10 protein-coding genes are annotated in these 12,507 nt (G+C 55.6%); 9 read left to right on the top strand and 1 reads right to left on the bottom strand.

Annotated features, from left to right (window positions below; all coding sequences use genetic code 11):
• Nucleotides 1–146: 146 nt before the first annotated feature.
• On the bottom strand, nucleotides 147–341 hold the full coding sequence (locus B5F17_RS14625; RefSeq protein WP_143287679.1) for a hypothetical protein: 195 nt from the start codon (nucleotides 339–341) through the stop codon (nucleotides 147–149).
• 112 nt (nucleotides 342–453) lie between these two features.
• Here B5F17_RS14625 and dnaN point away from each other — a divergent pair, with 112 nt between their 5' ends.
• The 9 genes from dnaN to B5F17_RS05175 all read left to right on the top strand — a co-directional run bounded on the left by dnaN (nucleotide 454) and on the right by B5F17_RS05175 (nucleotide 12,240).
• Nucleotides 454–1,566, top strand: a complete 1,113-nt coding sequence (gene dnaN, locus B5F17_RS05135) for a DNA polymerase III subunit beta (RefSeq protein ID WP_087371516.1) — start codon at nucleotides 454–456, stop codon at nucleotides 1,564–1,566.
• Nucleotides 1,559–1,765, top strand: a complete 207-nt coding sequence (locus B5F17_RS05140) for an RNA-binding S4 domain-containing protein (protein WP_087371519.1) — start codon at nucleotides 1,559–1,561, stop codon at nucleotides 1,763–1,765. Before dnaN ends, B5F17_RS05140 begins: the two co-directional genes overlap by 8 nt.
• A 60-nt stretch (nucleotides 1,766–1,825) precedes the next feature.
• Entirely contained in the window at nucleotides 1,826–2,926 is a 1,101-nt protein-coding gene (gene recF / locus B5F17_RS05145; RefSeq protein ID WP_087371521.1) for a DNA replication/repair protein RecF, read from the top strand.
• 672 nt (nucleotides 2,927–3,598) lie between these two features.
• Nucleotides 3,599–3,844, top strand: coding sequence for a hypothetical protein (locus B5F17_RS14795; RefSeq protein ID WP_162608086.1), 246 nt, complete (start codon nucleotides 3,599–3,601; stop codon nucleotides 3,842–3,844).
• A gap of 271 nt (nucleotides 3,845–4,115) precedes the next feature.
• Nucleotides 4,116–4,379 carry an extracellular matrix regulator RemB gene (gene remB / locus B5F17_RS14800; RefSeq protein ID WP_016148863.1) on the top strand — a complete coding sequence of 88 codons (264 nt, stop codon included), beginning with the start codon at nucleotides 4,116–4,118 and terminating at the stop codon, nucleotides 4,377–4,379.
• Between the two features lie 88 nt (nucleotides 4,380–4,467).
• Nucleotides 4,468–6,411 (top strand): DNA topoisomerase (ATP-hydrolyzing) subunit B, encoded by a 1,944-nt coding sequence (gene gyrB / locus B5F17_RS05160; protein ID WP_087371527.1) that lies wholly within the window; start codon nucleotides 4,468–4,470, stop codon nucleotides 6,409–6,411.
• Between the two features lie 579 nt (nucleotides 6,412–6,990).
• Nucleotides 6,991–9,552, top strand: a complete 2,562-nt coding sequence (gene gyrA / locus B5F17_RS05165) for a DNA gyrase subunit A (RefSeq protein ID WP_087371530.1) — start codon at nucleotides 6,991–6,993, stop codon at nucleotides 9,550–9,552.
• Between the two features lie 777 nt (nucleotides 9,553–10,329).
• Nucleotides 10,330–10,521, top strand: coding sequence for a hypothetical protein (locus B5F17_RS05170; RefSeq protein WP_087371533.1), 192 nt, complete (start codon nucleotides 10,330–10,332; stop codon nucleotides 10,519–10,521).
• A 513-nt stretch (nucleotides 10,522–11,034) separates the two neighbouring features.
• Nucleotides 11,035–12,240 (top strand): cation:proton antiporter, encoded by a 1,206-nt coding sequence (locus B5F17_RS05175; protein WP_087371536.1) that lies wholly within the window; start codon nucleotides 11,035–11,037, stop codon nucleotides 12,238–12,240.
• Nucleotides 12,241–12,507 lie beyond the last annotated feature (267 nt).

A 12,507-nucleotide genomic window follows, 5' to 3' on the forward strand; every position in this document is an offset into this window, starting at 1 on the left:
GCCGCCTGTGGGCGGCGCTTCAAACGAGAGTTTCGTTGAAACCCGGACCGAATACCGGGTTTCAAAAGAGAATTTCGCACTCTGCGGAGTGCGACTCAGGGCGCTGCCCTGAGAACCCGCAGCCTTTGAAAAGGCTGGCGAAACTTTCAATGGGGGCTGCGGTGCTGGGATTTTTCGGCCGAAATTTTATCCACACCGCCTGTGGATTGTGGATGGACAAACTGTGGATAAACATTTCCCCAAATTTCTCCCCACAATTCGTCCAAATCCATCCACATCCGCATGGGGACAAAAAATCCCATGACGTTCATGGACTTTTTCGGCTTTTCCACAGCTTCCACAGCTCTACTACTACGACTATAAAATTATCCTTCTATTTCTTTCCGCCATTACCCGGGAAATGCGGCGTAATCTCCACATCTCCTGTGGATAAAGAAAGGACTACCAAACACCATGAAATTTTCCTGCGAAAAATCGGCATTCCTCGACGCAATCTCGATTGCATCTCGTGCCGTATCGACAAAATCCACCATCGCAATTCTCGAAGGTCTGCGCCTGACTGCGACCGACACCCTGACCCTGTCCGGCTACGATTTGTCGATGGGCATTCGTACCCAGGTCGATGCCGACGTTTTAGAACCCGGCGAGATCGTTTTGAGTGCAAAGCTGCTCGGCGACATCGTCCGCAAGCTGCCCAATGATGTTGTTTATGTCGAGACCGACGACAAACTGCTGACCACCATTAAGTGCGGCCGCTCGGTTTTCAACCTCGTGGCCTCGGCTTCCGACGATTTCCCGGCCATGCCCGAAGTTGACGCTGCCTGCGAAATTCCGATGCACGAAAAAGTGCTGAAATCCATGATTAACCAGACCGTTTTCGCGGTCTCCGACAACCAGGCCAAGCCCATTCACACCGGATGTTTGTTCGAGCTGACCGACGGCAAGCTGACCGTTGTCGCTGTCGACGGCTTCCGTCTGTCCATCCGCCGCGAAATGTTGGAAAATGCACCGGCTGAGGACATGAAATTCGTCGTTCCGGGCACCGCGCTGCGCGAAATCGAGCGCATTCTGCACGAGGACGGCGACTCGGTCGCGACCGTTTGCCCCGGCGAAAAACACATTTTGTTCGCTCTGGGCAAGACCACTCTGGTCTGCCGCCTGATCGATGGCGAATTTTTGAACTATAATGCCGCAATTCCGGCCTCTTTTGAGTACACCGTCACCGCAGATACCCGCGAACTCATCACCTGCCTCGAGCGCGTATCCCTGCTCGTGTCCGAAAAACTCAAAAATCCCGTCCGTATTACCTTCGATGGCTCGGTTATGAAGATGACCTGCATCACCGCCGTCGGCAAATCTTACGACGAATGCGCCATCAATGGCTCGGTTGACCCGCTGGAAATCGGCTTTAACAGCCGTTATCTGCTCGATGCGCTCCGCGCTTGCAGCGATGACACCATCCAGCTGTCCATCAAGGGCGCTCTCAACCCCATCGTTATCACCCCGACCGAGGGCGAAAAGTACACTTATCTCGTTCTGCCTGTGAGGTTGAAAGCCGATGCGTGAGATTCAGATTCAGAGCGAGTTTATTAAGCTCGATGCACTTTTGAAGTTTGCAAACCTGGTTTCGTCCGGCGGTGAGGCTAAAATCCGCATTTCTGAGGGCGAAATTCTGGTCAACGGTGAGCCTTGCCTCATGCGCGGCAAAAAGCTGCGCCCCGGCGATACGGTCACGCTGGACGGCGAAACCGTCAAAATCATCTAAAATCCCCATTGTTTCACGTGAAACAGTTCAAATTCTTCACCCGACAAGGAGGCCGGACGCTTGATCCGCACGCTGACGCTGGAAAATTTTCGTAATTATGAACGGGCTGACCTGTGCTTCGACCCGGCGGTCAATCTGATCGTCGGAGAAAATGCTCAGGGCAAGACCAACTTGCTCGAAGCTGCGGCGGCGCTGTCTACCATCAAGCTGTTCCGCACCGCGCAGAAAAAAGAAGGTCTGCGCTTCGGCTGCGATCACGGTCTGATTCGCGGTTCGTTCGACACCGAGGGCATGGAAGTCGAGCTGGAACTGCGCCTGCACCGCGACCGAGCCATGGAGCTCTACAAAAACGGCATCCGTCTGCGAAGGCAGGGTGAGGCGAGGGGATTATTACGCACTGTATTATTCTGCCCCGACGACCTGTTCCTCGTCCGCGCCGGTGCGGCTGCCAGACGTAAATTCCTGGACGCTGCCCTGTGCCAATTACGACCGCAATATGCAAGCGCACTTGCAGAATATGAAAGAGTGCTTGCGCACAAATTGCGTATTTTGAAGGACAGCGAGGAAAAACCTGCAATGCTGGATTTGCTTGACGACTTCACGCTGCGTCTGTGCCGTCTGGGTGCGCTCATCATCCGCTACCGCGCATACTATATCCGTAAGCTCGCAGGACGCGCTCAGACGCTCCACGCCGAGGCCGCACCCCATGAGACACTCGAATGCGTCTATCATACCGTCTCGAGCGTCTCAGACCCCTACGCATCGCCTGCCGTCATCGAGGCTCAGCTGCAAAGCCATGCCATGAATCACCGTGCGGCAGAGATCGCGGCCAAGTCCTGCCTGTCCGGCCCGCATAAGGATGATCTCATCCTAAACCTCGGCGGCGTGTCCGCTGCATCCTTCGCGTCGCAGGGTCAGGCCAGAACGGCTGCGCTCGCGCTTAAACTCGCAGAGCGGGAATTGTTCTTTGATGAGGATAATGTTTATCCTGTGTTGCTGCTCGATGACGTGCTCAGCGAGCTTGACCGCTCCCGCCAGGACTTCGTACTCAATCATTTGGGGCAGGGTCAGGTGATTATTACCTGCTGTGAAGAGGAGACTGCTGCGCGGTTCCACGCGGGTACTGTGTTCCACGTGGAAAAGGGAACGGTGAGGGGATAGGAATCCCGCCCGCAGGCGAAATGAAGTTTTCGCCAGCCTTTTTCAAAAGGCTGCGGGTTCTCAGGGCAGAGCCCTGAGCCGTGTCCCGCAGGACACGGAATTCCCCTTTGAAACCCGGTGTCCGACCCGGGTTTCAACCCAAACAAAAAAATAATCGCTCGCCGCAGCGAGCGAAATACTCCGCGCACAAAGTGCGCTCATGGGAAAGACCGTCCTCCGGGACGGTCTTTCCCGTTGTCCGTTGTCCTGACTGCGGCAGCACAAACGGAGGGAATGCAGAAACGGCAGGGAAGGGGAATCCGTTCCACGGGAACGGATTCCATGAGCGTCGCCCTGACTGCGGCAGCACAAACGGAGGGAATGCACGAAGGGCAGGGAAGGGGAATCCGTTCCGACGGGAACGGATTCCATGAGCGTCGTCCTGACTGCGGCAGCCGGAACGGAGAGAGCGCAGAAACGGCAGGGAAGGGGAATCCGTTCCACGGGAACGGATTCCATGAGCGTCGCCCTAACTGCGGCAGCCCAAACGGAGGGAATGCACGAAGGGCAGGGAAGGGGAATCCGTTCCACGGGAACGGATTCCATGAGCGTCGCCTTGACTGCGGCAGCCGAAACGGAGGGAATGCAGAAACGGCAGGGGAAGGGGAATCCGTTCCGACGGGAACGGATTCCATGAGCGTCGCCCTAACTGCGGCAGCACAAACGGAGGGAATGCAGAAACGGCAGGGGAAGGGGAAAACCAATCCGGCAGGTTGGTTTTCCATGAGCGCGCTTGGCGCGCAGGGGAATTGCGCTCGCTGCGGCGAGCGCTTTGAATTAGTTTTTGTTGATTCCGGCTTTGGCCGGAATCAAGAGGGGATTTCGCCCGTTGCGACGGGCGACTCAGGGCGCTGCCCTGAGAACCCGCAAGCCTTTTGAAAAAGGCTTGAGCGAAAACTTCTGTAGGGGTGCGGTGCTTTTTGGGGGATTTGGTTACATTTCGTTTCCTCCTGCCGTTTTTGTCCCTTTTTCTTACGCCTTTTTCCTCCCTTATGACAAGATAAACATGGAAATTTTTTTATTTTTATGCTATAATAATCTTGTGACTTGTGTCATACTTCTAAACTTTTCTAACCCCATCACGGAGCAGCTCTCTTCGCGGCATCTGCTCCCGCTTTTTTTCTATCAATCATTGGGAGGACGCACGCTTATGTATGTCCATATCGGTCAGGATTATATGCTCCCCGTGCGCGATATCGTCTCGGTTTTCGATCTCGATACCGCTACCTGGTCGAAGCATACGCGCTCCCTCATCGCCAGACTCTCTGACGAGGGACGCGTCGTGACCGCCTGCGAGGATCTGCCCAAGTCCGCTGTCCTGTGCGACGGCGCCCTTGGCGAGATCCTCTATATTTCCCAGCTCTCTCCCGCCGTCCTGGCACGCCGCATCCAGAACGGTACGACCGGCCTCTAAACCCAAACTTGGGCTTGCTCCGATCTGCTTCGGCGAAAGCCTTTTTTTCTGCCGGTCTCTCCCGATCCACCCCGAAAGAGGAATGAATATGAGTATTAGTGAAGAAATGTTAGACCTTAAGGTCACCCAGACCTATGACGAAAGTCAGATCCAGGTGCTCGAGGGTCTCGAGGCCGTGCGCAAACGCCCCGGCATGTACATCGGTTCTACCTCCGAACGCGGTCTGCATCATCTGGTCTACGAGATCGTCGATAACTCCATCGACGAGGCACTCGCCGGGTACTGTACCCACATCGAAGTCACCATCGAACCCGATGACGTCATCCGCGTCGCGGACAATGGCCGCGGTATCCCTGTCGGCATCCATCCCCAGATGGGCATTCCCACCCTCGAAGTCGTCCTCACCGTCCTGCATGCGGGCGGTAAGTTCGGCGGCGACGGCTACAAGGTCTCCGGCGGTCTGCACGGTGTCGGCTCCTCGGTCGTAAACGCGCTTTCCCTCTGGCTCGAAGCCGAAGTGCGCGACGGCCAGAACAAGCACATGATGCGCTTTGAACGCGGTCAGACCGTTCAGAAGATCCACTCGGTACCCTGCACCGAGGAGTGCGGTACGACCATCCGCTTTAAGGCCGATCCCGAGATCTTCGAGACCACAAACTACGATTACGAAGTCCTGCTCAAGCGTCTGCGCGAGGCTGCGTTCCTGAATGCTGGTATCCGCATCACCCTGCGCGACGAGCGCGACGGTGAAGTCCGCGAGGACGTCATGCACTACGACGGCGGTATCCGCCAGTTCGTCGCATACCTCAACGAGAACAAGAACCCCATCCATCCCGATGTCATCTACATGGAGGGCGCACGCGAAACCTCGATGGCTGAGGTCGCCATGCAGTACACCGACTCGTACAACGAGAGCATGATCTCCTTCGCCAACAACATCGAGACCACCGAGGGCGGTACTCACGAGACCGGCTTTAAGTCGGCGCTGACCAAGGTTTTAAACGACTACGGCAGAAAGTACAACCTCATCAAGGAAAACGACAAGAACCTGTCCGGCGACGACGTGCGCGAGGGTCTGACCGTCATTATCTCGGTCAAGCTCCAGGAAGCACAGTTCGAGGGTCAGACCAAGACCAAGCTGGGCAACAGCGACATGCGTACGCTGGTCGAGACCATGGTCGGCGAGCGTCTGCCCATCTTCCTCGAGGAAAATCCCTCGGTCGCCCGCGTCATCATCGACAAGGCGCAGACCGCGTCCCGCGCCCGTGAGGCTGCGCGCAAGGCGCGTGAGATGACCCGCCGCAAGTCGGCTCTGGAATCCAACTCGCTGCCCGGTAAGCTGGCCGACTGTCAGGAACGTGACCCCGCTCTCACCGAAATCTACATCGTCGAGGGTGATTCGGCAGGCGGCTCGGCAAAGGAAGGCCGTGACCGCCGTTATCAGGCCATCCTGCCGCTCTGGGGCAAGATGCTCAACGTTGAAAAGGCTCGCCTCGACCGCGTCTACGGCAACGATAAGCTCACCCCGATGATTACCGCCTTCGGCGCGGGCTTCGGTGAGGATTTCGATATCTCCAAACTGCGTTACGGCAAGATCATCCTCATGGCCGATGCCGACGTCGACGGCTCCCATATCCGTACCCTGCTTTTGACCTTCTTCTTCCGCTTTATGCGTCCGCTCATCGAACAGGGTCACGTCTATATCGCCCAGCCTCCGCTCTTTAAGAACGAAAAGGGCAATAACAAGAACAAAATCGTACGCTATACCTACGACGAGGGCGAACAGCGCCGCGTCATCGCTGAAATGGGCGAGGGCGTCCGCGTACAGCGCTATAAGGGTCTTGGTGAGATGGACCCCGAACAGCTTTGGGAAACTACAATGAACCCCGAAAACCGTATCTTGCTTCAGGTTACGCTGGACGATGCGTCCATGGCCGATCAAACGTTCACCCTGCTCATGGGTGAGAAGGTCGAACCCAGACGCGAGTTTATCGAGAAGAACGCAAGATACGTCGAGAATTTGGATATCTAACGATTGGCACCGCGCCAAACAATAAAGTTTTCGCTCAAGCCTTTTTCAAAAGGCTTGCGGGTTCTCAGGGCAGAGCCCTGAGTCGCACTCCGCAGAGTGCGAAATTCCCCTTTTTGATTTTCGCTTTGCGAAAATCAACCAAAACAAACAAAGAATCGCGTCCCGCAGGACGCGAAATACTCCGCGGCTGAAAGCCGCTTAGGGAATCCGTTCCACGGGAACGGATTCCAAAATCCCGATCTCTTCTGCGCACCCTGCGCTTCCAAAAACCGCAGTTTGGGTGACAGGGGAGGGGAAAACCAACCCGCAGGTTGGTTTTCCATGAGCGCGCCTGGCGCGCGAAAAAATTGCGCGACGTGCGCGTCGCGCTTTAAAATTATTTTTTGTTGATTCCGGCTGAGGCCGGAATCAATAGGGGATTCCGCCGTCTGCGGACGGCGGCCAGCCTGCGCGGCTGGACCGCGCCGGGCCTCAGGCCCGGACCCGTTTTCGCCTGCGGGCGGGATGGGTGCGTCCCCGAATGTCACACGCGGGCGGGAGTTTACCGTCCGCGGAAAACCCTCTCATTGGAGGTTACAAATGAGTCAAGAATACGAAAATCAAATCATCAAACCGGTCGATCTCGACCGCGAGATGCGTAAATCCTACATCGCGTATGCGATGAGTGTTATTGTTGGCCGTGCGCTGCCCGATGTGCGCGACGGCTTAAAGCCCGTTCATCGCCGTATTCTCTACGCGATGTACGAGGACAACTTAACCGTTGATAAGCCCTTCCGTAAGTCGGCAACGACGGTCGGTAACGTGCTGGGTCATTACCACCCGCACGGTGACGCGTCGGTCTATGACGCGATGGTACGTATGGCGCAGCCGTTCTCCCTCCGTTATCCGCTCATCGATGGTCACGGTAACTTCGGTTCCATCGACGGCGACCCCCCGGCGGCTTACCGTTACACCGAGGCGCGTATGGCTAAGATTGCAAACGTCATGCTCGCAGACATCAAGAAGGAAACCGTTGACTTCGTGCCCAACTTCGACGAGGAGCGCCGCGAGCCGGTGGTTCTGCCGTCCCGTATCCCCAACCTGCTCGTCAACGGCTCGTCGGGTATCGCGGTCGGTATGGCGACCAACATCCCGCCCCACAACCTCGGTGAGGTCATTGACGGCGTGTGCTACGTCATCGATCACCCCGAGGCCGATCTCGACGATCTGTGCGCCATCATCAAGGGACCTGACTTCCCGACCGGCGGTATCGTTATGGGTCGTGCCGGCATCCGTGCGGCTTACGCCACCGGCCGCGGCAAGATCAAGGTACGTGCGCGCTGCGAGATCGAGGACATGCCCGGCTCGTCCGGTCGTGAGCGCATCATCGTTACCGAGATTCCGTACATGGTCAACAAGGCGCGTCTGGTCGAGTCCATCGCAAATCAGGTGCGCGATAAGCGCATCGAAGGCATTTCCGACGTGCGCGATGAGTCCTCGCGTGAGGGTCTGCGCATCGTCATCGAGTGCAAGCGCGATGCAAACGCTCAGGTCGTCTTGAACCAGCTCTACAACTACACCCAGCTCCAGGACACCTGCTCGATGAACCACCTCGCCCTCGTGCCCATCCCGCACGCAGGCCCGGACAAGGTGCAGCCCAAGGTACTGTCGCTGCGCGAGATCATCGACTGGTACATCAGTTTCCAGAAGGACGTTGTTGCTCGCCGCACTCAGTTCGATCTCAATCGTGCCGGTGCGCGTGCGCACATCCTCGAAGGCCTCAAGGTTGCGACCGATCAGGACAACATCGACCGCATCATCGCCATCATCCGTGCGTCTCGCTCGGAGGCTGAGGCAAAGGAAAATCTGTGCAAGGAGCCGTTCTGGATTGACCAGATTGCTCTCCTTGGCATCGTAGATGGTTCCGAGCATTTCGAGTTCCACCTCGACGACGCACAGGCACAGGCGATCATCGATATGCGTCTGGGTCGTCTGTCCGGTCTGGAACAGGAGAAGCTCAACGAGGAATACCGCGAGATTGAGGGCAAGATTGCATCCTTCCGCGAAATTCTGTCCTCCGACTACAACGTGCTCGAGGTCGTCAAGGCCGAGCTGCGCGAAATCCGTGCACAGTATGCCGACGAGCGCCGCACCGAGATTACCGCTGCTGCTGACGACATCGACATCGAAGACCTCATCGAGGAACAGGACTCCACCTACACCCTGACCCATGCGGGCTACATCAAGCGCATGCCCACCTCGGCTTACCGCGCTCAGCGTCGCGGCGGTCGTGGTGTCAACGCGATGGCAACCCGTGAGGAGGACTTCGTCCGCAGCATCTTCAATGCTTCCACTCACGACAACATCCTGTTCTTCTCCAACCTCGGTAAGGTCTACAAGCTCAAGGGCTACCAGATTCCCGAGGCAGGCCGCGCGGCCAAGGGTCAGAACATCATCAACCTGCTCGAAATCGAACCCGGTGAGAAGATCACCGCGATGTTCCCCATCCGCGAGTTCACCGACGACAAGTACATGGTATTCGTCACCAAGTACGGTACCATCAAGCGCGTCGTGCTCAGCGACCTCCAGAACATCCGCAAGGTCGGTCTGCGTGCGCTCAGTCTGGCTGAGGGCGACCTGCTCGTAGACGTTCGCCTGACCGAGGGTCACGAAAACATCCTGATCGCTACCCATCAGGGCCGTGCTATCACCTTCGACGAGACCGAAGTCCGTGCAATGGGCCGTCAGGCTGCCGGTGTACGCGGTATCCGTCTGGCTGAGGGCGACTACGTCGTCGGCGCTGCCCGCGCAAGAAAGGGTGCTCAGGTTCTGTCGGTCACCGAAAATGGCTACGGCAAGCGCACCCCGGTTGAGGACTTCTCTATCCATCACCGCGGCGGCGGCGGCATCCTGCTGCACGGCCTGACCGATAAGACCGGTCTGGTCGCTGGTATCGCAGTCGTTGACCCCGAAAACGATATCATGATGATTACCGATGACGGTGTTATCATCCGTACCCCGGTTGAGGATATCCGTCAGTGCGGCAGAAATAGTCAGGGCGTTATCGTCATGCGTACCGGCGAGGACGTGAAGGTCATCTCGATCGCACGAACCGATAAGGAAGAAGAGGACGAGGAAGCCGAAACCCCGGCAGAGTCCTAAATGGAAGCTTTCGCCAGCCTTTCTCGAAAGGCTGCGGGTTCTTAGGGCAGAGCCCTGAGTCGTGTCCCGCAGGACACGAAATCCCCTTTTGAAACCCGGTGTCCGACCCGGGTTTCAACCTAAATTGATTTTTAGCGCGTCCGCAGACGCGCAATACTCCGCGCGCAAAGCGCGTTCATGAAAACCGTCCCCGATGGGGACGGTTTTCTTTTTGCGACTGGCACCGCAGCCGCTATCGCTGTATTTCCCGTGCAGTTGGGAGGACTGGAAACTCCCCTTAGAAGGGGAACGGAAAGCAAGGGATGGACAACCTACGGTTTTCCACCCCTTGCGACCCCGTTTTCCCTTTCCGTCAGATATGCATTTCAGCTGCCGAAAGGGTGGGAAAGTACGAACTCCGCACGGCGGGTGCGAGCAGTCCGGCGCTCCCGTTTGTGCTGGCACTACGCTGTGACAGTATATTTTATGGGACAACTGCGAGCCAAGTACCAGTTTTGTGCAGTCTGGGCGCTCAGTGCGGCAGTACGACCTGCTTTTGCGGTGCTGATTTACGCGCCCGAGCCGAGCGGGAAGGGCATAGCCATATTGCATGAAAACGCCTAAAACAATTTATCTATTTTATATATTGATTTTTCACTACTATAATTATATATTTTAAATACCTTTGCACGAAAAAATAGACAACAAAAGTTAAAAAATAGACGTAATTAGACCGGATATATTGAGTCATTCCCCAATATTTGAACAGGAAAGAAGATGAAAGGAGCACAGAATAATATGAAAAAAATCAACGCGAGCACGCTGCGCATGATTCAGCTCATCACCTTCATTTGCGGTATCATCCTTTTGCAGATGGTGCGTCTGGGCTACAAGAGCGGCAGCATTTCCGGCACGGTGGCGCTGGTCGTGAGCATGCTCATCGTGATCGTGGGTTCCTGGGTACTATCACGCAAGTCGGGAAAGCAGTGAGGCACGGAAAAGGGAAGGGCTTTGATTGGAGCTCTTCGTCTTGCCGGTTCGGCAATCCCTCTGGAAGAGTCTGTCGTTCAATATGCAGATGCGAGTAGCGTTTTATACAAATACCAACCGCCCTTTTTGGGCGGTTTTTCTTGTGCGCTATCGAAACTATAAAAGTTTCATATTTTCTTTGTAGATTCCTCTAAACGGTTTCAGAAAGATACATTCTTGCGCAGAGCGTTACACGGTTGCTCCGGTTGAAATCCATTCCCGTTTCCTGCGCTTTTTTTCTTCGCGTGGTTACAATTTTGCCCTTCTTTTCGTCATTTCCTACAATTACGAGCGGGTCGTTTTGTCTGTTATAATAATTCTCGTGGTCGAATGGACGGTCGGATTGCAAGACGCTGTTCGGCATTTTACACAAATTTTTCTGGAATTTATAGTCAAAAAGTACTTGTCCACCCAAACAAAAAAGTCTATAATAACGCTATACTGTTTAGAAAGGGTATTGGAGGGATTTACAACATGCAGTCTTATGAATTTCTGCTCATTCTGGCAGTCATCCTATTGTCTACCAAGGTCTTTGGCCTGATTTCTGAGCGCGTTCACATGCCCCAGGTCGTCGGTGCACTGCTCGCCGGCGTCGTCCTCGGCCCGTCCGTCTTGGGTCTTGTCGAGGAGACCGACTTCCTGCTCAAAACGTCCGAAATCGGCGTCATCCTCTTGATGTTCATGGCCGGTCTGGACACCGACCTCGAAGAACTCAAAAAAACCGGTCTTGCTTCCTTCGTCATCGCCCTCATCGGCGTTGTCGTTCCGCTGATCGCCGGCACCGGTCTTTACCTCGTATTTTTCCCCGACGCGGGTGAACCCCTGCACATGCTCAAGGCGCTCTTTATCGGCGTCGTGCTCACCGCAACCTCGGTCTCCATCACCGTCGAGACCCTGCGTGAAATGGGTCGGCTTAAAGGTAAGGTTGGCACGGCCATTCTGGGCGCTGCGATCATTGACGACATCATGGGCATCATCGTTCTGACGCTGGTTTCCGCGATGACCGACCCCACCGTCCAGCCCATCGCCGTCCTTGGCCGCATCGTTGCCTTCTTCATTCTAGTCGTCATCGTCGGTTTCGTCATGTACCGTCTGTTCCGCGCCATTACCAATGAATGGAGCAATCACCGCCGCATCGCGATTTACGCCCTGTCCTTCTGCCTCATCCTTTCCTTTGTCGCAGAACACTACTTCGGCATCGCGGACATCACCGGCGCGTACTTTGCCGGTCTGATTCTGTGCAATCTGCTCGAAGCCCGCGAGTATATCAATAAAAAGGTCAATATCCTGGCCTATATGTTCTTCTCGCCGGTATTCTTCGCATCCATGGGTATCAAAACCGAGCTCGACGGCATGACCGGCAGCCTGCTCATCTTCTCCTTTGCTCTGCTCGCCGTCGCTATCATCACCAAGATCGTCGGCTGTGGTCTGGGCGCAAAGCTCATGGGCTTTAATTGGAGCGATTCGCTGTCCATCGGTCTGGGCATGGTCTCCCGTGGTGAGGTCGCATTGATCGTCGCGCAGAAGGGTGCGCAGGTTGGTCTGATCGACAGCTCGCTGTTCCCGCCCATCGTGCTTGTGGTTATCGTTACGACGCTGATTACGCCTATCCTGCTTAAATTGTTTATGAAGTCGCCCGGTGAGGGAACACCGCCGAGCATTAGACATGATTTCATTTAAGTGGGAACGGAGAAAATGAAGCTTTCGCTCAAGCCTTTCTCGAAAGGCTTGCGGGTTCTCAGGGCAGAGCCCTGAGACGCGCTCCGCAGAGCGCGGAATCTCTTTTTGATTTTCGCCTTGCGAAAATCAACTAAAATGAAAAAGAAAAGCGCATCCTGCAGGATGCGCAATCTCTGGAAAGACCGTCCTTTCGGACGGTCTTTCCTTTTTTGTTTGTTTAGATTGATTCCCGGGGCGGACACCGGGAATCAAAAGGGGATTTCGCCC

The sequence above is a fragment of the Butyricicoccus pullicaecorum genome, assembly GCF_002160355.1.
Lineage (GTDB): Bacteria > Bacillota > Clostridia > Oscillospirales > Butyricicoccaceae > Butyricicoccus > Butyricicoccus pullicaecorum.